Source organism: Ectobacillus ponti (assembly GCF_024294785.1).
Taxonomy (GTDB): Bacteria; Bacillota; Bacilli; order Bacillales; family Bacillaceae_G; genus Ectobacillus; species Ectobacillus ponti.
The window spans coordinates 191,407-212,071 of the sequence record NZ_JANCLT010000002.1 but is presented as its reverse complement, the minus strand read 5'-3'; the positions used below and the strand labels follow the sequence as shown (position 1 = coordinate 212,071).

Sequence of the window (20,665 nt, the reverse complement as noted above, 5' to 3'; positions counted from 1 at the left end):
TCCAATTTTTCAGCGGCCATTCCTGTTAATTGGAAGCATACAGCAAGGAGCGGACAGGGTTGTCCGGAATCTCAAGCACACCATAGCAAGCCTGTCCGCGTGTGTCCAGAAAGACTTGGGCATCCTGCTGGGAAGTGAAGTAAGAGGTGCTGGCATATTCATAGCGCCGAAACGGCTTCGTATAGATGTGGAGAGACATTTTTCGTCTGCCGTCTGCAGTAAAGGGATGCCAAGAACAGAATGGGCTGTGCAGAAATTCAGCAATCAGTCCGGATTGTTCTTGTTTGTGAACCGGTGGTTTCATAGGGAGAGGCTCCTTTCGTGGGCATACGCTTTATATTTATTAATAAAATATACATCTATTTGAATTACTGTATGTCTGTAGGTTATTTTACAATGTAAACTAACCTTTGGAAAGAAAAAGCTGCACTTGTTCTGAAAAAAAGCGCAGCTTTTGTCAGGTTCCTGCATCATCGGGACATGGGAGGCTGCTCCAGCCAGCCGCGTTCAATGAGCAGGTTCAAGCCGTCTTCTCCATAAGCAGCTGCTTTTGTGACGAAGCCGGCGTATAGTGCCCCCAGATCGCGGCGCATGGAAACAGACATGGAGAATCCATATTCTGACATACCTGCGTTGGCAATACCGGAGACCATGCAAAGGATGAGGCGGTCTGACAGTGAAGCGGCAGCTGAGCCTGCCTGCAGCTGTTCCTCCTGTAGCTGAACCTCAATGCCATCCTCCTCAAGCTTTTCCCGGACATCCTCCATCACAGCCTTGGACAGCTTGATGCCGCGGCTGATGTGCTTTTGAATGTCTTTGTCAGCTGTTACGCCATAGAGCCCACTGAGAAAGTCTTTTCCGAGCTGATTGTGTGTCAGGGCGACAAAGAGCTGCGACACCTCGATGGCAAGAAGCGGCCGGCGCGGGTGCAGAAACCCGGTTGTGAAGCTTTGGTGCTCCACGTGTCTGCGGCTTGCCGGATACGGGAGCGCCGGAGGGGTCGGATGGACCCCTTTCCGCAGCATGACATGCGTGGCCCGTCTAAACAGAGCGTGCGCTTCATGTAATAAGCCCTCGTACAATTCAATAACGTCTTCCCGGGTTGCCTGCAGCAGCATCCGCTGATAGTCCATGGCAAGGAGCTTGGATTTTTGCAGCAGGAAGTTTAAGTAGAATAAGTCGGTGTACAGGCGCTGCGATTCCGTGCTGACATCGGTTTCCGGGGAGAAGCCCTGCGGAACGGGAATGTCCTCCTTATGAAAAATGTCCTTCAGCAGGCTCTCCGCGTCCTGCGAAAGCTCCCGGCATTCCAGCAGCAGCCCCTTAACCTGCTCGTCCAGCACATGCTGCAGAAAAGCGTCAGTCAAGCAATGCAGTGCTGACATGTTCATATATGTAAGCCACGTATTGGCCAGCTCCGCACTTGTCAATTTTTCATGATTTGTACTCAAATGGCATCACTCCTTCATGCATACGATGTACATTTTGGGGGAGTTCTATGTGTGCTTATAAATAATACTCGGCCATGCGGGCAAGCTGCTCCAGAAAGCGCTCATGCAAGGGGAGTCCGGTGACATCGCGCAGCCGCAGCCGCCGCGACTGCGCGATATCCTCCTGAACCAGCGGAAGCACACGCTGAATGCTGGCTGCATCGTGAATGTACAGGTTCAGCTCATCATTCACATGCAGGGAGCGCGAGTCCAAATTCACGGTCCCCACCGCCAGCAGCTGCCGGTCAATCAGCAGCAGCTTGCCATGGTCCACTCCGCCCTTGTAGGCGTATACCTCTATTCCAAGCCGCAGCGCTTTCCGGATATAAGGATAGGCGGCTTGCTCCACCAGGAGGGCATCGGAATGCGGCGACCAAACGATGCGGACTGTCACATGGCGTTTGCAGGCATCGGCAAGCGCAGCCCAGAGCCCCTCGTTGTTTGGGATTAAGTAGGGGCTGATGAGCGTGATGGAGGAGCGGGCCTTCCGGAAGAGGGCGGCATAGTCATCCGCCAGCCGCTTGCCGCTGTAGGCAGTCAGCTGCATTTGTGCTGCACCGCCTGCGGCAGCATCTTCCTGCTGCAACTCCTCTCCCGTATTCTCCCGCCAGTCCGCGGTGAATTGCCGCTCGAAATCCTGCACAATTCCGCCCTGCACCCGCACATGATAATCCCGCCAGCGGCCAATCCGCTTCTTCTCCCCTAGGTACTTCTTGCCGATATTGAGTCCGCCTGTGTAGCCGATTTTCCCATCAATCAAGGCAATCCGCCGGTGGTTGCGGTGCTCAATGGAGGAAAGGAGATACGGAAATCCCGGTTTGTTGTAAAAGGCAAAATGGACCCCGGCTTTCCGCAAAGCCCGTTGCTCCGCCGGAGGCAGCAGAATTCCGCCCATGAGGTCAACGGCATAGTAGACGGGCACACCTTCCCGGCTTTTTTGCCGCAGCAGCTGCAGAAATTGCCTGCTGACCTGATCCCTTCCGATGGAGAAGAAGCTGATATGAACAGATTGCCTGGCTCCGGCAATATCGGAAAACAGCTGCTTGTACAGCTCCCGTCCGCTTGTATATATGTCGATGTCGCCATGCCGCATGGGATAGCGCATGGGAAGCTGTTCTCTTGCGTGTCGGCCCCCACAGGCTATGAAGAAGACAGCGCCAAGCGCCAAAAGCAACAGGACAGCGGCCGCTTTCTTCATCTTATGCCTCTCCTTTTTTCGTTTTTGTTAGCTTGTGTCATTGTGGTGTGCCTATGTATGAGAAGGATTATTTTGTCGGAATATAAGGGATATAAGGCTTTTATGGTATAATGTGGTTTATATATTAGAATGTGGGTTTATATCCGGCTGGGGAGGGATGGAGAGACATGAAGCTGAACAGATTGCACCATATAGCCATTATTTGTTCGGATTATGAGGTGTCCAAGCGCTTCTACACAGAGGTGCTGGGCCTGGAGATTGCAGCTGAAACGTATCGGGAGGAGCGGCAGTCTTATAAGCTGGACCTTGCCGTTGGCGGGCTGTATCAAATTGAGCTGTTCTCGTTTCCGGACCCGCCGCCGCGTGTGGACGGGCCTGAGGCAAGAGGATTGCGCCATCTGGCGTTTGCGGTGGAGAATGTGGAAGAGGCGGTCCGGCAGTTGGCTGCACACGGGGTGGCGGCAGAGGACATTCGGCTCGACCCGCTCACCGGGAAGCAGGTCACCTTTTTCCGGGACCCGGACGGTTTGCCGCTGGAGCTGTACGAGCAGTGAAGCGAGGGGCTTTTTGTATTTTTATAAATTAGTAGGTTGCGAGTCCAGCAGATTTTCAGCATAATAAAATCTGGATGGAAATGTACTGTAAAATTGAAAGAAGGCAGAGGAGTAAGACATGAAGAAGAAAAAAGTGCTGTATTGGGTACTGGGAGTCGCAGGCTTCCTTGTGCTGTGCATAGGGGCGTACGCGTTCACTCTGTATACGCAGGTGTCGAAGACGGTGAAGGAAGTGAACCAGCCGCTGGACCGGGACGTTTCGCCAAAGCGCAATCAGCCCGCAAGCCTGAGCGATGGGAAGCCAATCTCCATTCTGATGATGGGTGTGGACAAGCGTGAAAATGATGCGGGGCGTTCTGATTCGCTGATGCTGGTCACCTTGAATCCGGCTAAGCAATCCATGATTACGACAAGTATTCCGCGTGACACCTATACAGAGATTGTCGGAAAAGGCACTATGGATAAGATCAACCATGCCTACGCCTTTGGCGGTCCGGATATGGCAGTCAACACCGTAGAGAATTTTCTGAATGTGCCTGTTGATTATTATGTGGAAGTGAATATGGAAGGCTTCAAGGATGTTGTGGATGCCGTCGGCGGCATTGAGGTAACCAATAACTTCGCATTCAAATCAGGTGCGTATACGTTCAATGAAGGCGGTCTGCATCTGAACGGCGATCAGGCGCTTGCCTATACCCGGATGCGGAAGGAAGACCCGAATGGCGACTTCGGACGCCAGGCGAGACAGCGCCAGGTTATGCTTGGCATTGTTCAGAAGGGTGCGAACATCGGCTCTTTGGCGAACCTGGGCGCTATGCTGCAGGCTGTGGGTTCTCACGTGCGAACGAATCTGACGCAGCAGGACATGCTGAGCGTTGTGCAGCACTACAAGGATTGCCGCCTGAATGCCGATCAGGATATGATTGAAGGCCAAGGCCGGATGATGAATCAAATCTATTATTATATGGTAAGTGATGCAGTGCGCCAGAGCTACTCCGATAAGCTGCGCGAGCACCTGAGTTTGGGTGCGTCCAAGGTGGCTGTAAAGCAATAAGCAGGAAGGCTGTCTCGTTTGAGGCAGCCTTTTTTTGGGTGGCTGATCCTCTGCTGCATGGACCAAGAGAACCTCCCTTCGGTGGGCTGAACAGCCGGTTTCGCTTTTCTTGTTGACTGCATATGGGAAGCATATTACGATTAGCTTATCAACTGATAAGCTGGGAGGCAGGCGTTATGGCAGAAACGCGGGAGCTCATTGTGGGAACGGCCCATGATTTGTTTATGGAGCAGGGCTACCGGGCTGTATCCACCAGGCAGATTGCCGAAGTCTGCGGGCTGACGCAGCCGGCCTTGTATCATCATTTCGCAAATAAGCAGGAGCTCTACGTGGAGGTGCTGCGAACGGTATTGAAGCGGACAGAGGCAGCGTTGAAGCAGATTGCCGATACCTGCACCCGTACATGGGACCGGCTGTTTGAGACGGCCCGCTACCTGCTCGCCAGTCAGCCGGAAAACTCGATTCAAATGTTCTATGATATGCAAAAGGAATTGGACCCGGCCGCCAAGCAGGAGCTGGATGCGGAATGGAGGAGAACCTTTCTGGATCCGATTGCGGCCATGTTTGCCGAAGGAGTGCGGCACGGGGAGCTCCGGGCCGTGACGGATGCCCGCAACGCGGCCTATCTGTTTTTAAATATGCTGCCGAAGTTTCCGGATTCAGGCCTGAGCGAACCGGAACGGGCCAAGCAGCAGGCGAAGCTCATTGTAGATGTGTTATTGTTCGGCCTGGCCGAGAGCCGGGGAGCCATATAGAGAATGGGGGAAATGGGTATGAGGCGACAATTGCTTGCGGAGATACAGTGGCAGAATCAACGATTGCAGCATATGGACAAACAGCTGAAGGGCATCGGCTATTACTTGTCCGGCGATTTTTTCTACGGGGATGCACTGGAGGAGAAGTCGGAGGAGGAGCTCATTGCCTACTTGATTGGGAAAAGCATATTCTACGATGAGCAGTACAGCCGTCTGCAGCAGCCGGGCATCGGCGGCATGGAGCTGTTCGAGCTGCTTGGGGAAGCGGTACCGGAAGAGATTCTGAGCAAGGTGTACGGCAAGCAATGGGTGTATGACTGGATGGAGCGCGTGAAGGATGGCGAGAAGAATGCGGCTGACCTGCTGGAGTATCTGCGGGAGGCCGGGGACGAACGGCAGTAAGCAGAAAGAGATGCGTGTGAGCATCTCCTTCTAAGGTGTGCCTTCTTTGGAAAGGCGGTTCCGATCCGGGGTATGAGGCGGCCGTTCCATCCAGCCGCGCTCAATCAGCATGTTGCCCCCGTCTTCTGCAAAATTGCCCGTTTCCACAATGAGGCGGCCATAGCAAGCGCCAAGGTCATGTCGCGGGCTGACAGCGATGGAGTCGCCGAAATTGCGGATTTTGGCTGACGACAGATTCGTGACGAGAAACAGCATCAGCCGGTCGGAATAGGGCGGCGTCGTGGATTGCGTTACGACATAGTCCTGCGGCACAATTGGCGGCAAATCCTCCTTGACCAGGAAGCTGTTCATCACTGTGATTTGCTTTTTATTAATCTCTTTTCCCCGGAGGAAATACTCCCGCAGCTTCCGGTCTTCGGCAACTTGACTGAAGCCCATGAGCATCACGCTTTTGGTGACATTAAAATAGACGTTGGAGAAAATTTGTCCGACTTCAATGCCGAGCAGCGGGCGCTTATCACCGAAGAAGCCGTTAAAGAAGCTCTGCTTTTGGACAAATTCCACTCCCTGCGGCATGGGGATATAAGGCGGCCGTACATACATTCCTTTTTCCAGCAAAACCTCTATCACGCGGTTGGACAGCTGGATGGTGGAGAATATCATGCCGGTCACAAGCTCACGCACATCCAAGCGTGAGGTGCCCGGAAGAGAAATGGTGTAGTAGATGCTGCCAAGCTTCAGCATCATGTCGAGCTGCTGCAGGCAGTATGCATCGGAAAACAAACGCGGGGCATCCAGCCTTACATCCTCATCTCCGAAGCCCAGCGGGGGTGCAAGCTGCTCGCGATGATAGAGCTCCGTTACTTGTTTGACATTGTCTGTGCTGAGCTTGAGGGCATCCCGGAGGCAGGCATGGACATCCGGATCTTCCGCATGCTTGAGAAAATGCCGGTACAGGCACACGCCCATTGTATTGGCGATGTATAGGTTCCAGATGATGCCGAGTTCAGCGGCAGTCAGTCCGGCAGTGTGCTTCATATCCACATTGATCGCTCCCTGTAGGTTTCTTCCAATTTAATATTCACGTTTTTGGGGAACTTATTCTTTTTATATTCATGAATTGGAACATACGGAAGAATCATCCTATCGCAGAATATCTTTTTGCCCCGGCGCAGCTGCGAAAAACCTTACCTTTATATATATAAAATCAAAATATATATAATAAATTCTATAAAATTATTTGTTTATAATAATATTGATTATTAAATAAGAATTACTTATAATTCTGAGTAAGACGATAAAATAGAGGAAGGCTCTCTTTTTATAATGTATTTGTAATTGTTGTCGGTTGGCAGTGGAAGGGGAGAAACAAGAATGCAAGAGGTATTCGAGAGGATTGCAGAAGACCTGCAGGTGCTGGCGGATCCGGTTCGCTTGGGCATCGTCCAGTATGTCCTGGAGAGAAAGCGGGCGGCTGCGGAGGAAATCTATCAGGGACTGCCGCTCACGCAAGCAGCTGTGGATGCACATCTGGAGCAGCTGGTCGCAGGAGGCATGCTTTCAGCAATACAGGAAGAAGAAGCTGTTTTCTATGAAGTGGCCAATGAGCGCCTCATTCAGGCAGTGCAAGTGTTATTCCGGCGTTCCGTATAACGGCGCCGCTTTTCCAAACCCCTTCCATCCTATTATTTCTATATATTTACTTAAGGAACTTAAATGAAAACGCGGGGAGACGCATATATGAACGATTTTCAAGAGCAACAGTATATTGGCCGTGCTGAGATTCTGAAGGCACTCGGCCATCCCATTCGCTTGGCAATGGCAGAGCTGTTAATGGACCAGGGCAGCGTCAATGTGACCAGAATCTATACCACACTGAACCTGCCGCAATCTACAGTCAGCCTGCACCTGACGCGCCTTCGCCAGGGCGGCGTCGTCAAAGGAACGCGGCATGGGCTGGAAGTGTATTATGAGCTTGGCGATGAGCGTGTAAGAACCATCCTGCAGGCGCTCCGGTAAGACGGGGCCAGCTGGGAAAAGCTTTCTACTATCCAAATAAAGGCGAGTATGCTAGAATAACAAAGCAAATCGGGGCTGTGCATGCTTCATTTGCAGTGATTCGTTGTCAGAAAAAGGGGAGGCCGCGGCCTTCCCTTTTTCATCATTGTATTATTTCCGCCGCAGCTGAATGTCTCTTACCTTTTGCCGCTGCTCCTCCGGCCACCAGGCCCCGCAGTCATCCGAAACCACACAAGCCGCGCAAGCCTCCAAATCATATACCTTCATTCCCGTGATGGGCGGCGCATACAAATGCAGTGTCAGCAGCCGCCCATCGCCATCATCCTGCATCTGATGAATTCCGCGTACCGGGGCAAAGAACATCCTGCCCTTTCGCTGTATTTCCGTGAACAGGGGAACCGGCAGCAGATTCTCTTCGGCCTTGTAAATGGTATGAAGGGAATTGCCGTCAACAATCTGGACCCAGCCGTAGGAGCTGCCGTGGTCATGCGGGGCGCAGGCCAGATCCGACCAATTCATCACGAGCAGCTCCACTTCGTCTGTCTTGTATAGAAGCTTGCGGTAATAGGGCTTCTCCTTCGTGACCTGTAAAAAGGGGGCAAGATCCTCCCGTGTTGTATGCAGCCTCAGCAGTGCCTGTCTTAAATCCTCGCGTGACGGTGAGCGCAAGTCCCGCAGAACTTGTTCAACCCGCTGTACATACATGCTGTATTCCTCCTTGATGTTAGTGGGGCCGCCGGTTCGCCAGCAGGACGCCGGAGATAGTGAGCAGGCCGCCGCAAATGGTTGCCAGCAAAATCTGTTCCTTCAGCAGCAGCATGGCTGCCACGACGGTCGCCAGGGGCTCCAGGTACATGAACATGGAAACCTGCGAAGCCTCCATATGCTCATGCGCCTTGGCCCAGTACAAATATGCGACCGCGGACACGAACACGCCGAGAAAGAACAGATGGGCCCAATGCGCGCCGTCCAAGGCGGCAAGCTGCTCCCAACCGCGTGCCTTCCACAGCAGCGGCAGCGACAGCAAAAAGCCGAACAGACTTGTGTAGAAGGTGATGGTGAGCGGCGGCAAAGGGATTTCCAAGTTTTTGAGTAAAAGAGAATAGACCGCCCAGTTTAACGTACTGAGAATCATGAGAAAATATCCCGCGTCCCAGGAAAAGTTCAGGCTGCGGCCGCTGCCGGCGCTGACGATCAGCAGCACGCCGAGTATGGCGGACAGGATGCCGATTGCTTTCGGCAGGGTCATCCGCTCGGCCAGAAACAGCATCGACAGGAGCAGTGTGAACAGGGGAGACAGCGTGATAATCCAGCCCGCAGAGGAGGCGTTGATCGTCAGGAGCGCTGTCGCCTGTAGGATTTGGTGCACAAATACGCCAAGTGTGCCGAGGATGAACAGATGCGGCACATAGGTCAGCCGGATGCTCAGGCTCCCCCGCAGCACTGGGATCAGCAGGCACAGGAAGAGGGAGCCGATGCCAAAGCGCATCACCAGCACGGTAAAAGGGCTCATCACATCAAGCAGGGCCTTCGTGGAGACGAAGGAGATGCCCCAGAATGTGATGGAAATCAGGGCATATAAGGAAGCATGCAAGCGTTCCGGCATGGGCAACAGTCCTTCCAAATGGTTGTCCCTCTACTCTATGCTCGGTTTTTTCCATTTTTGCGTCTCAATTTGGAAACAAGTGCATATACTGAGAGCAGGAAGAATGACCGAGGGACACCAAAAGCTGCCGCAGCATAAGCTTCCCGGCAGGCCGGTACAAAGCCGGAATGAGGGGAAGCGTAGGATGCTGGCGCGGAGTTTGGGTACATCGGGTATACCGGTATAGGTGTACCCTTTTTGGCATATCGGGAGATTTGAAAAGGTCCGCTAGGGCTGTTTCAAGTAAACCGGCAGCGCGCACGATGCGCCTGCCGGTTTTTTTATGGAGGTGGAAGGATGGAAGGAAAGGCGATTTGGGTGGCGGATACGCACCCGGCTCTCGACAGCCTGCTGCCGGAGGGGGAGCTTGTCATCCGCTGCGGCGAGTTGCAGCTGCAGGCATATGACGGGTGTATGCGGAGTATTTTACAGGGGGTATATGAGCGCCGGCTGAACCGGATTGTTGTGCTCGGCTGCGCCGGAGCGCGTCCGGCGCTGGCAGAGTATGTGCAGGGGGAGACGGCTGCTTACCTCATGAAGCATGTGCACAGAGTGGATCCGGACCGCTGGCTTGGGGCTCCGGATGTCCATGGGCAGCTGCCGGAAGCGCTGCGTCTGCTGCGGGAGCATCCGTTCATGCCGAAAGGAGTGGAGATTCTGGCCTTTGTCTATGATCCGGCAAAAGAATGCTTTACGGGGGTGTCTCATGTATAACGGTGTAACAGCGGCGTTTGGCACGATGCATGGAAAGGAAGAGGCGGTTGCGCCCGTGTTTGCAGAGCTGCTTGGCGTGGAGGTGTATGTACCGGAGCTGGATACAGATCAGTTTGGCACGTTTTCAGGGGAGGTGCCACGGCGCGGCACCGCTCTGGAGGCGGCAAGGGAGAAGGCCCGTCTGGCCATGAAGAAGAGCGGACTGGCGCTCGGTCTGGCAAGCGAGGGAAGCTTCGGACCGCACCGCTCGTTTCCGTTGGTGGCGGAGCACCATGAGCTGCTGCTGTGGCGGGATGAGGAGCGCTGGCTGGAGATTGTGGAGCACCATATTGGGCTGGACACAAACTACAGCAGCGGAGTGCTTACAGCGGAGGAGCTGCCGGCCTTTTTGCGGCAGGCCAGGTTTCCGTCGCATGCAGTGATGGTGAAAAGCGGGGATTTTGTCAGGAAAGGAATCCGGACAGAGGAAGCCTTGCTGGCGGCGTTTCGGGAGGCTGGGGGGCCGGTGCACGTGCAGACCGACATGCGCGCGCACATGAATCCGACGCGGATGGAGGTACTGCGGGTGCTGGCGGAGCGATTGGCACACCGCCTCCTGCAGCCTTGCCCGGACTGCAGCTGTCCCGGCTGGGGGCTGGTGCGTTCGGTGAACGGCCTGCCGTGCGAAAGCTGTCGGGTGCCGACGCCGCTCGTGCAGTATGATGTGCTCGGCTGCGGATGCTGCGGGAAAGAGCAGCTGCGGCCGCGCGGTACACAGGCGTCAGCAATGTATTGCCATATTTGTAATCCATAGAAGGGGGAGATTTTCATGAATTGCAAAGCGTGTGAAGGACATGGGGAATATGCATGCGGCTGCTTTGCCGGCTATTTTGAGATTGGGGATTTTCTTGTTTCCATCATGGGCTGCGATCATTGCGGGGGAAAGGGGTATATGATTTGCCATACGTGCAACGGCAGCGGGTACTTAGAAGGAGGGGAAGCGGAATGAAGACACCGATTACAGTGGCGTACGGCGATGGCATCGGCCCGGAAATTATGGCGGCGGCGCTGCGCGTCCTGGAGGCGGGCGGCGCAGAGCTGGACATTGAGACAATTGAGATTGGTGAGCAGGTGTATAAGCGCGGGGGGAACACGGGCATTGAGCCGGGTGCTTGGGAATCGCTGCGGCGGACGAAGGTGTTTTACAAGGCGCCGATTACGACACCGCAGGGCGGCGGCTATAAGAGCTTGAATGTCACCGCGCGCAAGGCGCTCGGCTTGTACGCCAACGTGCGGCCGTGCATCGCGTATGCGCCGTTTGTTGATACCCTGCATCCTGGGATGAATGTCGTCATCATCCGCGAGAACGAGGAGGATTTGTACGCGGGCATTGAGCATCGGCAGACCGATGATGTGTATCAGTGCCTGAAGCTTGTGACGCGTCCGGGCACGGAAAAAATTGTGCGCTACGCCTTCGAGTATGCCCGCAGCAATGGGCGCCGCAAGGTTACCTGTTTTATGAAGGACAATATTATGAAATTCACGGACGGCTTGTTTCATAGCGTATTTGAAGAGATCGGCACCGAGTATCCGGACATTGAAAAAGAGGTTTGGATTGTCGATATCGGCGCTGCCAAGCTGGCGGATCAGCCGGGGCAGTTTGATGTCATTGTAATGCCAAACCTGTACGGCGACATTTTATCGGATGTGGCCGCCCAGATCGCCGGTTCTGTCGGCTTGGCCGGTTCCGCTAACATCGGCGACCAGTGCGCCATGTTCGAGGCCATCCATGGCTCGGCCCCGCGCCGCGCCGGGCAGAATGTCGCCAATCCGTCGGGCCTTTTGCTGGCAGGGGTGATGATGCTGGCACATATCGGGCAGACAGACGCGGCCGCCCGGGTGCATCACGCCTGGCTGAAGACACTGGAGGACGGCATCCACACCTATGATATTTTCAAAGAAGGCGTGAGTGTGCAGCAGGTCGGCACAGCGGAATTTGCGGATGCGGTAATTGCCCGCATGGGGCAGCTGCCGGTGCGTTTGCCGCAGGTTCACTATGAGGCGGCCGCGCCGATTACAGCGGCGGCGAAGCCGGTGCAGAAGGCGGAGAAGCAGCTGGTTGGGGTGGATGTATTTCTGCATTGGGACGGCGGCTCGGCTGACGACCTCGGCCGCTTGCTGGAAGGGTATACGGCGGGCCCGCTGCAGCTGCAGGTCATCACAAATCGCGGGGTGAAAGTGTATCCGGGCGGCCTGCCGGAGACCTTCTGCACCGACCATTGGCGCTGCCGGTTTATGGGCGGGGCTGCGGGTCACCAGCATGTGGCGCAGCTGTACAGCACGCTGGCGGCGGCTGGCTTTGACTGCATCAAAACAGAGAACTTGTACACCTTTGATGGGCAGCCGGGCTATTCGGCGGTGCATGGGTAGGGAGTGGGGAAGCTTGCGGGCTTCCCTTTTTCGTTCAGTATGGGAATTGACCAAGAGAAAGTGCGAAGTGACCAAGAAAAGCCGGGGCATGTATAGTCGTAAAAAACAGGACAGCTACAGGCTGTCCCGAATCGACTGCATCACTGCTGACATCACATGCAGAGAGCCGCCCACATCAAACCCGACATCCAGCGAGTGGTTCGCCCCCGGCACCGCCTGGATACGCAGGCCGGTTTGCCCTAACTGCTCCAGCTTGCCAGCATCATAATGTGGATCCTCTGTTCCAATGACAACCAGCCCTTGTTGGGTGCTGTGCAGCAAAGCTTCGTACACCTCCGGAAACTTCAGCAATGGTGTCAGAAAGATCATGGATGACTCCTGATAAGCCTCCCGCTTCAGCAATGCAGCGGCAAGCGGGATGGTGCCCAGAGATTTTGCGATAAAAATGGCTTTTGTATGCGGCACAGCTGCCAGCACCGGCTCAATATCCTGCAGCATGGTTTGTACAATGTCAGCAAATGGCCGCTGCAGCAAGTCCGCCTCATAGGAGTAGTGAATTTGCACCACATCGATGCCCCGTTCCAGCAGAGCCATGGTGCTGTAGTACAGCAGCGGTTTTTCGTAGGTGTAGCCGACGCCGGACAGCATGAAGCATACCGTGTCTGACCCTGTTTCAATGTGAGTATAGGAGTTTTTGTGGCTAACCTTCATTCTCTGTTCCCCCTTATGTGTCTTTGTGCTATTGTAGCATTAATTACCAATTGGAGGGATTTGATGTTTACAATGGTGTCTTCGCTTTTTGGTTTGGTGTATATGGGGATGCTTGTGTTCGGCCTTCTGCTGGCTGTCCGCTTCTGGAAGTACATGGGTGTGCGGATGGCGCATTTGGAGGAGCAGCGGGAACGGGAGGAGCGCTTGATTGGTGAGCTTCAGGCGTTGCGTATCGCGGTAAGTGAGCGGGAACATACTACCGAGTGAAAGGCGGGGTAGTATGGACAAAAAATATACGATTGTTGGAACGGATATTGAAGAAGTGCGCCGGCGCAATGCCCAATCCGGCCTCAGCTACCGGCAGGTGAAGGACCTGCTGGCACAGACGGGCGGCCGCGGCACTGCTGTCTACAGCAAGACCAATGCGGAGGAGGTCCGCAGCCGCTTGAAGCGGTGAATTGTGGGAAAGCGGCTGCGAATTGTAGGAAGTGTGAAATGAATTGTAGGAAGAGCTGCCTGAGTGTCGGGAATCGTGTGCAATTGTGGGAAAGCGGCTGCGAATTGTAGGAAAAGTGATTTGAATTGTAGGAAAAGCAGTTTGATTTGTAGGAAAAGCCGCCCAAGTGTCGGGAATCAGGACAAGAGGCCCACAGTCGCGGGCCTCTTATCTGGTTTGCTTCAAAAAATCTACAGCCGCCGCTTTGTGCTGCGTTCACATCAGCGCCCTTTTCAAGCAGCAGGGCGGCCATCGCCGTCTGATTGTTGGCCACCGCTGCGTGAAGCGGCATATTTTCATTGCTGTTGCGCGCCCGGGCGTGCAGGTCGGCGCCGGCGTCCAGCAAAAGCGCGGCAGCCTCCGTATGGCCGAAGTAGGCTGCGAGATGAAGCGGCGTCCAGCCATCTTCACTGTATGTATTCACCAGTTTCGGTGAAAGCTCCATTTGTAATGCTTGTACATCACCGTTCATGGCGGCGGTCATCAGTTCATTCATGTCCTCTCCCTCATCCTTAATTTACCATATATTTACTCTCCCTTAAACCAGCCCTTCTTAATAAACCAAAGCGACATGCCGATGCCGGAGAGCGCCATCAGGCCAAGCGCCATGAAATAGCCGTTATGCCAATGCAGCTCAGGCATATGGTCGAAATTCATGCCGTAGACGCCGGCGATGAAGGTGAGCGGCATGAAGATGGTGGTAATGACGGTCAGGGTCTTCATGATGCTGTTCATATGATAGGAGTTCAACGAAATATAATTATCCCGCATATCCGCCGTAATCGCGCGGTTCGTTTCAATCATCTGGCCCAGCTTGATGAGGTGGTCGTATATGTCCTGAAAATACGCCCGCTTGTGCTGGCCGATGGTAATGTGCCGCGACTCCAGCATGCGGTACAGCAGGTCCCGCATCGGCGTGACCGTGTGATGCAGATGCAGCAGGTCGCTGCGGATGTCGAAGGTCTCATTAATCAGGTTGGGATGCAGCCCGCCCCGCTCCAGCTTCTGCAATCGTTCCTCAATTTTATAGATAATGGGAAAATACATATCCACCAGCTTATCAATAATTTTATGCGCCACATCGAGCGGCCCTTTCTTACTCAGCTGCTTCATGCTGCGGAAGTAATCCCAGACAGCCTCCATTTCCCCCAGCTTGTCAGCGTGGAAGGAGACAACGAAGTTTTTGCCGATAAACAAGTCCACTTCCCGGGCTTCCAGCGTATCCGGGTGAACGCTATGTACAACAAGAAATTGGTAATCCTCGTAGTATTCCAGCTTGGCCCGCTGCAGGAAGTGCAGACAGTCTTCAACCGCCAGCGGGTGAAATTGGAAGTAGGTACGCAGCAGGTCAATTTCCTCGTCAGTAGGCACATGAAAATCCACCCAGTACCACGAGATGTCCGGCTGCTGCAGCAGTTCGATGCTTGTCCCGGTCAGCAGCTCATGCTCGCCGGTGACAGCCAATACGCGAATCATCGCATCACGCTCCTCTCTCTAGCACACTATAGCAAGCTTCCTTAAAAAAACAAAATATATTATGCTGACATAACAAAGGCGCCCGGCTTCTCCTGCTGGCGCTTTTGCGGTAAGGCTTATCGGACAACTAAGGATTGCAGCAGGATGGAGGTCAGGGTGTCGACCATCTGCACCTCCTGCTGCAGGGAATCTGTGTCAGAGAAGGTTTTGGCGATCACAAGGCGCTGCATGAGCCCCCAGATGGACTGAAGGGCAGTGAGGAAGGTCAGCTGCAGGCTTTCCTGCTGCGGCATGGCGCCCGACAGTCTGTCCCCGTAGCCGAGGATGAACGCCTTGTACACCTCCTGCAGCTCCAGTGTGGGGAAGGAGGCATTATACGTGTAGTCAAAAATGGCAATAAAGCGGATGTCATCCCGGCCAGTCTCGTAAATGCGGGGGAAGGCTGCCAGGAAGCTCCGCAGCTTTTCCTCGCCTTGCGGGCCCTGTTCCAGCTCTGTAAATAAAATGTCCGCAATGCGGGACAGGATACGCATTTGGATATCCAGCGCGATTTCGTGTATGGATTGGTAATGCTTATAAAAAGTTACCCGGCTGATGCCGACTTCCTTGGTGATATCTACAATCGTCACGTTCGTGATGCCCTTTTCCAAAATCAGCTGCCGCGTGGCCTCCATGATATGTTCTTTAATTTGGCTCCGAAACTGATCGGCATGATGCTTCCAATTGAGGTCCATTCCGATTCCTCTCCTATAACTTCCTATTTCATGACGTAAGACAACTTACTTCCACTATAGCTTACTTGCGGGGAAAAGAAAACTTGCATACGGCAGGAATTTTTGCATTCTCATATGACCGTAGTCGGATTATTTTATATATTCAGAAAGTTATTGACCGTGGATTTTACACTGTGTAAACTTCACTTACACGGTGTAAATATTCTTGATCATGCGCATGAGATACCCGGGTTCAAGAGCAGAGAAAAGCTGTACCTGTTGATTCAATTAGGGGAGAGGGAGACAGAGAGCATGAATAACAAGCTGATTCGTAAAGCAACAACCGCGGCCTTGGGCGCTGCATTGGTGTCCAGCACGGTGGCGGTGCCTGCGTTTGTGCAGCCGTCCAAGGTCCATGCCATCACAAAGACAAAGGCAGAGGACATCCTGGCAGGCTTGACGCCGGAGCAAAGACAGGCGCTGGCAAGCATGCCGACAAGCAGTGAGACAGGCATTCTTTTGGATGCAAGTGTGAATCTGGAGAGTGACACTCCTGTTTCTGTTATCGTTTCTTTTAAAAACAAACCCGCCAAAGCGGCCGTGGCAGAGTCCGCTTTGCAGGGGAAATCCCTGTCGCCGGAACAGGCAAGAAGCAAGGCGGAGGCTGACCATGCGGCATTTCAAAAGGATTTGGACAAGCTGTTTGCGGACAAAAACGCCTATAAGGTGAAGCGTACCTATAAGCACGCCTTCAACGGGGTGGCATTGGAGGTGCCGGCTGACAAGCTGAAGGAGCTGGTAAAATCTGCGGCCGTACAGGCGATTTACAGCAATGCCAAGGTGACGGCGGAGCAGCCGGCGCAAGATTCCGGACAGGGCATGGCGGATGAGCGCTCTTTCCTGCAGGTGGACAAGCTGCATGCGGAGGGCTATACCGGCAAGGGCGTGAAGGTGGCGGTTCTGGATACGGGCGTGGATTATCAGCATCCGGACATTCACGGCGCCTATAAGGGCGGCTATGATTTTGTCGACAATGACGATGATCCGATGGAAACCACATATGCGGATTGGGTGAAGGCCGGCAAGCCGGGGAATGCGGCCAACTATGTCACGGAGCACGGCACCCATGTCGCCGGCACCATTGCCGGCCAGGGGAAAAATGAAAGCGAATACGCGACTACGGGCATCGCGCCTGATGCGGAGCTCTACGCCTATCGTGTGCTCGGCCCCGGCGGAACCGGGGAAACAGCCGGCATTATCGCGGCCATCGACAAGGCTGTGGCGGATGGCATGGATGTGATGAACCTGTCGCTCGGCGCCAGCTACAATGACCCGCTGTATCCAACGAGCATGGCCATCAACAATGCTGTACTGAGCGGCGTGACGGCAGTGGTGGCCGCCGGAAATGACGGCAACAAGATGTACACGCTCGGCTCTCCGGGCAGCGCCTCCCTGGCGTTGACTGTCGGGGCAAGCAGTGTCCCCATCACCTCCATGGCGGCAAAGGGCACGCTTGACAATATCTCCGCCGACCTGCGTTTTATGGCGAGAGGCTATGAGGATGACATCGCCAAGCTGAAGGGACAGACCAACACGGTCGTAGACGTTGGTCTTGGCGACCCGGCCGGCTACTCAGGCAAGGATGTGAAGGGCAAGATTGTGCTGATCAGCCGCGGTGTATACACAATGGACTCCAAAATCGCCTATGCAAAGGCAAAAGGGGCAGCCATTGTGCTGATGTACAACGATCATGCGCAGGAAGGCCACATTCCTGTTTATTTTGGCGAGGGAACGGGCTTCGTGCCGGCCTTCTCACTGACAAATGCCGATGGACTGGCTTTCAAGCAAAAGCTGGCGGCAGGGGCAGCTAGCTTTACGTTTACAGACATCAGCAATATCAAAACAGAAGGAGATACGCTGGCGGACTTCAGCTCCCGCGGCCCTTCCTGGGTCAATTACGACATTAAACCGGAAATTACCGCTCCGGGCGTAAGCGTGTTGTCCACGGTTCCCGGCTTCATCAACAGCCCGGACAACCCGGGCGACTACAAGCATGCCTATCAGCGTATGTCCGGCACGTCCATGGCGACGCCAAATGTGACGGGCATGGCGGCCCTGCTGCTGCAGGCCAATCCGGACTTGCAGCCGGAGGACGTGAAGTCCATTCTGATGAACACAGCGGATCCGTTGCAGAAGACGTACAGCGTGTTTGAGCAGGGAGCCGGCCGCGTGGATCCGTATGAGGCCGTTCATGCCTCAATGGAAATCCGGGTGAAGGACCGCACTGCGGTGCTGATGAACGGCAAGGAAAGCACGGTGAAGGAAAACACAGGCTCCATCAGCTTTGGCAGCAAGGCTGCCACAGGCAAGGACGTGAAGGATTCCCGCATCGTGGAAATCGAGAACAAGGGCGGAGAAGCCAAAGCCTTTGATGTCAGTGTGAAATTCCAGAGCGTGAGCGGCGCGAAGGATGCAGCGAAAAATGGTGTGGAAGTGAAGACGGATGCTTCTGTGCAGGTGGGGCCGCATGACAAGGTGAGCAGAAACGTATCCATTGTGATACCGGGCACAGCGGAAACAGGCGTCTATGAAGGATATGTCGTGTATACGAACCATGCAAATCCGGCGGAAACGTACCAAATCCCGTTCGGCGTCCATTATGTGGAGCAGGGCTTCGGGGAAATCAGCCTGCTGCGGCAATCCATGCCTACGGACCGCACCTCCCTGATAAATCCGTTCTTCAATCCGTTTTTGGGTGCGACTTTCTCCCTGAAGTCACACATGCGGACCATTGATATCGTGCTGGCGGATGCGGAGACGGGGGAAGACCTCGGTTTTGTAGGAAAGATGGACGGCATCTATTTTGAGGAGGGCATTTCGTATTTTGTGGCCGGCTTCATGGGCGTCTACTATCCGTTCACAGGCAACCCGGAGCAGCCGATCAGCGACCGGTCGGCGCTGGCAAAGGATGGCCGCTATACGCTGAAGTTCATCGGCCGCGATGATGCCGGCAAAGCCTTCACGGCGGCGCAGGATTTCTTCGTGGACAACGTTATGCCGGATCAGTTTGGCGTACAGGTGGAAGGCGAGAAGGCGGACAATCCATTTGTGGAATATGGGGACGGACAAGGAAGCCTGAAGATGACCGCCTCCATCCATGACAAGGCGGTGGATGCGATGCAGGCGGCCGGCATGAAGGCGGACCAGTCGAAGAGCGCCATCTGGTACTTCTACAACAGCCCGTACCCTGGCGGCAAGCTGGCGCTGGATGCGGACGGCCATGCCAAGGATGAGATTGAAATGTCGCCCAACACACCTGTACTGAATGTACAGTTTGAAGGATTGGACCAGGCAACCAACTCCTATGGCCGGAAGCAGTACTTTTTCGTGAAAAATAATACGGCCTATGTGTATGGCCAGCCGAATGTGAAGACAAGGGTGAACCGCGTCGCGGCGCACATCGGCGATACCATTACAATTACGCTGACCGCCAACAATGTCAGCAAGCTGAAGCAGGCCAATTACAGCTTCACCACCAAAACGGAGGATACCGAGATTGCCGGCATCACCCTGCATCCGGAGGCGCAGAAGCTCGGCGGCAAGCTGAACGTGACCACCACGAAGCTGTCCGGCACAGCCGTGAAGTCCAATGTGGATGTGGTGTTTGCCGATGGCGTGAGCGGCGACCTGCCGATGGTGGACGTCACCATTACAATTCCGAAAATGCAGGATCCCAACCCGGCCTCCAGCTTCCGGACAGTGGCCTCCACCTTTACAAGCGTGGACAACGCGGTGACCAAGCCATTCACCTACATCGCGCCGATTGATATTCTGCCGGACTTCACCAGCGTCACGTCTTACATTCAGGCGGAAGGCTTCAAGGATGCAGAGGGGCTGATGGTGCGCAAGGACTATACAAAGGTCGGCGCCAAGGTGACCGTTGTGGACAGCCGGGGCAAGCAATATCCGGGCGTGATGGACGACCGGGGACAATATTATGCGACAGGCTTGCCGCTTACGCGTGATTTGTTCTCTGTCATTCAGGAGATTCCGGGGCATCTGACCATGCATAATACGTTTACAGACGCCTTCAAGGTGATGGACGGCCAGCTGTACGGCATCTACAAGCGCCTCGGCACAGAAACGATGCGCACAGCCGCCGGCGGCGATGTGAACGGCGACCAGGTTATCGATATTCTGGATGCCCTCGCGATGCAGGAAAAGTGGGGCACCTCTGAGCGCAGCGCGGACATCAACGCGGACGGAACGGTGGATGCGAAGGACTTTGCTTTTATTGAAAAGAACTTCCTCCTGCAAAACCCGACCGTTGCGGATGCGCCGAAGCCGACAGAAAAATACAAAGGGAAGACCCTGGCGATGATTAAAAGCATGCTGGGGATGAAGTAAGAAAGGTTTTGACTGGAGCTGTCGAAGAAGTGGGGCTGGGGCATGGATGTCCAGCCCCCTTTTCACCTCTGCCTGTGTGAAGAAAGGAAGGTGTTTGCCATGAAGCTGAAGCATTTGAAAGCAACATGTATTTGCGGCCGTGAATATGAAACAAGCCTGGAGTCCTGCTATGGGCAGGTGCCGGGCTTCTATCAGGATTTCAAGGAGCTGGAGCACTACACAAAATTTCCGGACCTGACACCGGATCAGGCATATGGCATTGCCTGCCGTTTTCAGGGGAATCGCTTTTCCCTTGTGATAGGAGGGGAAGTGGCACCCGGGACAACAGCGCCGGAAGGATTCACGATCGTGGAGCTGCCGGCAGGAGCCTGCGCTGTCAGTGAAGAGCGGGGGGACCTTGGCGGATACGAGCGGGGAGAAGGCCCTGCGTTTGAGGTCACAGACCTGACGAGAACGCTGCAGGAGCAGCGGCTTGTCATTACACATTATGTACCGGTAAAAAATAGTTAGAAAATTTTAAACATTATGTGTTTACAAGAATATAGTTTTCTAGTATGATGATTTTACTCCACCAAGCAGAGGTGCTGCCAATGAAGAAATAAAGAAAAAATCCAGTTGAGTC

The 20,665-nt window shown here is 54.4% G+C and carries 23 protein-coding genes and 1 pseudogene; 14 read left to right on the top strand and 10 right to left on the bottom strand.

Annotated features, from left to right (window positions below):
* Positions 1 to 25: 25 nt before the first annotated feature.
* From NK662_RS04545 to NK662_RS04535, 3 genes are all read right to left on the bottom strand, one after another.
* Entirely contained in the window at positions 26 to 304 is a 279-nt protein-coding gene (locus tag NK662_RS04545; RefSeq protein ID WP_254757720.1) for a hypothetical protein, read from the bottom strand.
* 166 nt (positions 305 to 470) lie between these two features.
* A complete protein-coding gene (locus NK662_RS04540; RefSeq protein WP_254757719.1) occupies positions 471 to 1,451 on the bottom strand; it encodes a DUF3231 family protein in 981 nt (326 codons plus the stop codon).
* A gap of 55 nt (positions 1,452 to 1,506) precedes the next feature.
* Entirely contained in the window at positions 1,507 to 2,688 is a 1,182-nt protein-coding gene (locus tag NK662_RS04535) for a phospholipase D-like domain-containing protein (protein WP_254757718.1), read from the bottom strand.
* 167 nt (positions 2,689 to 2,855) lie between these two features.
* Between NK662_RS04535 and gloA2 the strand changes: the two genes are divergently transcribed.
* The 4 genes from gloA2 (at position 2,856) to NK662_RS04515 (ending at position 5,453) form a co-directional block, all read left to right on the top strand.
* Positions 2,856 to 3,242, top strand: a complete 387-nt coding sequence (gene gloA2 / locus NK662_RS04530; RefSeq protein ID WP_254757717.1) for an SMU1112c/YaeR family gloxylase I-like metalloprotein — start codon at positions 2,856 to 2,858, stop codon at positions 3,240 to 3,242.
* Between the two features lie 118 nt (positions 3,243 to 3,360).
* On the top strand, positions 3,361 to 4,296 hold the full coding sequence (gene tagU, locus NK662_RS04525; RefSeq protein ID WP_254757716.1) for a polyisoprenyl-teichoic acid--peptidoglycan teichoic acid transferase TagU: 936 nt from the start codon (positions 3,361 to 3,363) through the stop codon (positions 4,294 to 4,296).
* Between the two features lie 176 nt (positions 4,297 to 4,472).
* Positions 4,473 to 5,051: a TetR/AcrR family transcriptional regulator gene (locus NK662_RS04520; protein ID WP_254757715.1), complete on the top strand. Its 579-nt coding sequence runs from the start codon at positions 4,473 to 4,475 to the stop codon at positions 5,049 to 5,051.
* A gap of 18 nt (positions 5,052 to 5,069) precedes the next feature.
* On the top strand, positions 5,070 to 5,453 hold the full coding sequence (locus NK662_RS04515) for a hypothetical protein (RefSeq protein WP_254757714.1): 384 nt from the start codon (positions 5,070 to 5,072) through the stop codon (positions 5,451 to 5,453).
* A 30-nt stretch (positions 5,454 to 5,483) separates the two neighbouring features.
* Here the strand turns inward: NK662_RS04515 and NK662_RS04510 are convergent, their stop codons facing one another.
* Entirely contained in the window at positions 5,484 to 6,491 is a 1,008-nt protein-coding gene (locus NK662_RS04510) for a DUF3231 family protein (RefSeq protein WP_254758026.1), read from the bottom strand.
* A gap of 336 nt (positions 6,492 to 6,827) precedes the next feature.
* Between NK662_RS04510 and NK662_RS04505 the strand changes: the two genes are divergently transcribed.
* Both NK662_RS04505 and NK662_RS04500 read left to right on the top strand, forming a co-directional pair.
* Positions 6,828 to 7,106: an ArsR/SmtB family transcription factor gene (locus NK662_RS04505; RefSeq protein ID WP_254757713.1), complete on the top strand. Its 279-nt coding sequence runs from the start codon at positions 6,828 to 6,830 to the stop codon at positions 7,104 to 7,106.
* Positions 7,107 to 7,193: 87 nt separating this feature from the next.
* Complete coding sequence (locus NK662_RS04500; protein ID WP_254757712.1) at positions 7,194 to 7,472, top strand: ArsR/SmtB family transcription factor; 279 nt, start codon at positions 7,194 to 7,196, stop codon at positions 7,470 to 7,472.
* Positions 7,473 to 7,622: 150 nt separating this feature from the next.
* Here the strand turns inward: NK662_RS04500 and NK662_RS04495 are convergent, their stop codons facing one another.
* Positions 7,623 to 8,177 carry a cysteine dioxygenase gene (locus NK662_RS04495; RefSeq protein ID WP_254757711.1) on the bottom strand — a complete coding sequence of 185 codons (555 nt, stop codon included), beginning with the start codon at positions 8,175 to 8,177 and terminating at the stop codon, positions 7,623 to 7,625.
* A 19-nt stretch (positions 8,178 to 8,196) separates the two neighbouring features.
* The gene (locus NK662_RS04490) at positions 8,197 to 9,096 is read right to left on the bottom strand and encodes a DMT family transporter (RefSeq protein ID WP_254757710.1); all 900 of its coding nucleotides are present in this window, start codon (positions 9,094 to 9,096) and stop codon (positions 8,197 to 8,199) included.
* Positions 9,097 to 9,414: 318 nt separating this feature from the next.
* Between NK662_RS04490 and NK662_RS04485 the strand changes: the two genes are divergently transcribed.
* Genes NK662_RS04485 through NK662_RS04470 form a run of 4 tightly spaced genes read left to right on the top strand, consistent with a single transcriptional unit; the run spans position 9,415 to position 12,240 of the window.
* Positions 9,415 to 9,831 carry a carbonic anhydrase gene (locus NK662_RS04485; protein ID WP_254757709.1) on the top strand — a complete coding sequence of 139 codons (417 nt, stop codon included), beginning with the start codon at positions 9,415 to 9,417 and terminating at the stop codon, positions 9,829 to 9,831.
* Positions 9,824 to 10,624, top strand: coding sequence for a DUF6671 family protein (locus NK662_RS04480; RefSeq protein ID WP_254757708.1), 801 nt, complete (start codon positions 9,824 to 9,826; stop codon positions 10,622 to 10,624). The genes NK662_RS04485 and NK662_RS04480 overlap by 8 nt, the downstream gene beginning before the upstream one ends.
* 15 nt (positions 10,625 to 10,639) lie before the next feature.
* On the top strand, positions 10,640 to 10,819 hold the full coding sequence (locus tag NK662_RS04475; protein ID WP_254757707.1) for a hypothetical protein: 180 nt from the start codon (positions 10,640 to 10,642) through the stop codon (positions 10,817 to 10,819).
* The gene (locus tag NK662_RS04470) at positions 10,816 to 12,240 is read left to right on the top strand and encodes an NADP-dependent isocitrate dehydrogenase (protein ID WP_254757706.1); all 1,425 of its coding nucleotides are present in this window, start codon (positions 10,816 to 10,818) and stop codon (positions 12,238 to 12,240) included. Before NK662_RS04475 ends, NK662_RS04470 begins: the two co-directional genes overlap by 4 nt.
* A 114-nt stretch (positions 12,241 to 12,354) precedes the next feature.
* On the opposite strand, the gene NK662_RS04465 is transcribed toward NK662_RS04470, so the two are convergent.
* On the bottom strand, positions 12,355 to 12,951 hold the full coding sequence (locus NK662_RS04465) for an alpha/beta hydrolase (protein ID WP_254757705.1): 597 nt from the start codon (positions 12,949 to 12,951) through the stop codon (positions 12,355 to 12,357).
* Between the two features lie 63 nt (positions 12,952 to 13,014).
* On the opposite strand from NK662_RS04465, the gene NK662_RS04460 reads away from it, so the two are divergent.
* Both NK662_RS04460 and NK662_RS04455 read left to right on the top strand, forming a co-directional pair.
* Positions 13,015 to 13,218, top strand: a complete 204-nt coding sequence (locus NK662_RS04460; RefSeq protein ID WP_254757704.1) for a hypothetical protein — start codon at positions 13,015 to 13,017, stop codon at positions 13,216 to 13,218.
* A gap of 13 nt (positions 13,219 to 13,231) precedes the next feature.
* Positions 13,232 to 13,408, top strand: a complete 177-nt coding sequence (locus NK662_RS04455) for a gamma-type small acid-soluble spore protein (protein ID WP_254757703.1) — start codon at positions 13,232 to 13,234, stop codon at positions 13,406 to 13,408.
* 235 nt (positions 13,409 to 13,643) lie between these two features.
* Here NK662_RS04455 and NK662_RS04450 read toward each other — a convergent pair.
* The 3 genes and pseudogenes from NK662_RS04450 to NK662_RS04440 form a co-directional block, all read right to left on the bottom strand.
* Positions 13,644 to 13,931, bottom strand: a pseudogene (locus NK662_RS04450) (ankyrin repeat domain-containing protein); the annotation flags it as partial.
* Positions 13,932 to 13,975: 44 nt separating this feature from the next.
* Positions 13,976 to 14,923: a magnesium/cobalt transporter CorA gene (gene corA, locus NK662_RS04445; protein ID WP_254757702.1), complete on the bottom strand. Its 948-nt coding sequence runs from the start codon at positions 14,921 to 14,923 to the stop codon at positions 13,976 to 13,978.
* A gap of 116 nt (positions 14,924 to 15,039) precedes the next feature.
* Positions 15,040 to 15,657, bottom strand: coding sequence for a TetR/AcrR family transcriptional regulator (locus NK662_RS04440; RefSeq protein WP_254757701.1), 618 nt, complete (start codon positions 15,655 to 15,657; stop codon positions 15,040 to 15,042).
* A gap of 291 nt (positions 15,658 to 15,948) precedes the next feature.
* On the opposite strand from NK662_RS04440, the gene NK662_RS23540 reads away from it, so the two are divergent.
* Entirely contained in the window at positions 15,949 to 20,043 is a 4,095-nt protein-coding gene (locus NK662_RS23540; RefSeq protein WP_279663592.1) for a S8 family serine peptidase, read from the top strand.
* Between the two features lie 99 nt (positions 20,044 to 20,142).
* Positions 20,143 to 20,553 carry an effector binding domain-containing protein gene (locus NK662_RS04420; RefSeq protein WP_254757700.1) on the top strand — a complete coding sequence of 137 codons (411 nt, stop codon included), beginning with the start codon at positions 20,143 to 20,145 and terminating at the stop codon, positions 20,551 to 20,553.
* The last annotated feature ends 112 nt before the right edge of the window (positions 20,554 to 20,665 follow it).

Excerpts from the sequence above, each read along its gene's own strand:
- NK662_RS04480 (WP_254757708.1), top strand. The coding sequence starts at position 9,824 with ATGTATAACGGTGTAACAGCGGCGTTTGGCACGATGCATGGAAAGGAA.
- NK662_RS04515 (WP_254757714.1), top strand. The coding sequence starts at position 5,070 with ATGAGGCGACAATTGCTTGCGGAGATACAGTGGCAGAATCAACGATTG.
- NK662_RS04500 (WP_254757712.1), top strand. The coding sequence starts at position 7,194 with ATGAACGATTTTCAAGAGCAACAGTATATTGGCCGTGCTGAGATTCTG.
- NK662_RS04460 (WP_254757704.1), top strand. The coding sequence starts at position 13,015 with ATGTTTACAATGGTGTCTTCGCTTTTTGGTTTGGTGTATATGGGGATG.
- NK662_RS23540 (WP_279663592.1), top strand. The coding sequence starts at position 15,949 with ATGAATAACAAGCTGATTCGTAAAGCAACAACCGCGGCCTTGGGCGCT.
- NK662_RS04510 (WP_254758026.1), bottom strand. The coding sequence starts at position 6,491 with ATGAAGCACACTGCCGGACTGACTGCCGCTGAACTCGGCATCATCTGG.
- NK662_RS04420 (WP_254757700.1), top strand. The coding sequence starts at position 20,143 with ATGAAGCTGAAGCATTTGAAAGCAACATGTATTTGCGGCCGTGAATAT.
- NK662_RS04545 (WP_254757720.1), bottom strand. The coding sequence starts at position 304 with ATGAAACCACCGGTTCACAAACAAGAACAATCCGGACTGATTGCTGAA.
- NK662_RS04495 (WP_254757711.1), bottom strand. The coding sequence starts at position 8,177 with ATGTATGTACAGCGGGTTGAACAAGTTCTGCGGGACTTGCGCTCACCG.
- gloA2 (WP_254757717.1), top strand. The coding sequence starts at position 2,856 with ATGAAGCTGAACAGATTGCACCATATAGCCATTATTTGTTCGGATTAT.
- NK662_RS04455 (WP_254757703.1), top strand. The coding sequence starts at position 13,232 with ATGGACAAAAAATATACGATTGTTGGAACGGATATTGAAGAAGTGCGC.
- NK662_RS04440 (WP_254757701.1), bottom strand. The coding sequence starts at position 15,657 with ATGGACCTCAATTGGAAGCATCATGCCGATCAGTTTCGGAGCCAAATT.
- NK662_RS04520 (WP_254757715.1), top strand. The coding sequence starts at position 4,473 with ATGGCAGAAACGCGGGAGCTCATTGTGGGAACGGCCCATGATTTGTTT.
- NK662_RS04465 (WP_254757705.1), bottom strand. The coding sequence starts at position 12,951 with ATGAAGGTTAGCCACAAAAACTCCTATACTCACATTGAAACAGGGTCA.
- NK662_RS04505 (WP_254757713.1), top strand. The coding sequence starts at position 6,828 with ATGCAAGAGGTATTCGAGAGGATTGCAGAAGACCTGCAGGTGCTGGCG.
- NK662_RS04485 (WP_254757709.1), top strand. The coding sequence starts at position 9,415 with ATGGAAGGAAAGGCGATTTGGGTGGCGGATACGCACCCGGCTCTCGAC.
- NK662_RS04535 (WP_254757718.1), bottom strand. The coding sequence starts at position 2,688 with ATGAAGAAAGCGGCCGCTGTCCTGTTGCTTTTGGCGCTTGGCGCTGTC.
- NK662_RS04470 (WP_254757706.1), top strand. The coding sequence starts at position 10,816 with ATGAAGACACCGATTACAGTGGCGTACGGCGATGGCATCGGCCCGGAA.
- tagU (WP_254757716.1), top strand. The coding sequence starts at position 3,361 with ATGAAGAAGAAAAAAGTGCTGTATTGGGTACTGGGAGTCGCAGGCTTC.
- NK662_RS04475 (WP_254757707.1), top strand. The coding sequence starts at position 10,640 with ATGAATTGCAAAGCGTGTGAAGGACATGGGGAATATGCATGCGGCTGC.
- corA (WP_254757702.1), bottom strand. The coding sequence starts at position 14,923 with ATGATTCGCGTATTGGCTGTCACCGGCGAGCATGAGCTGCTGACCGGG.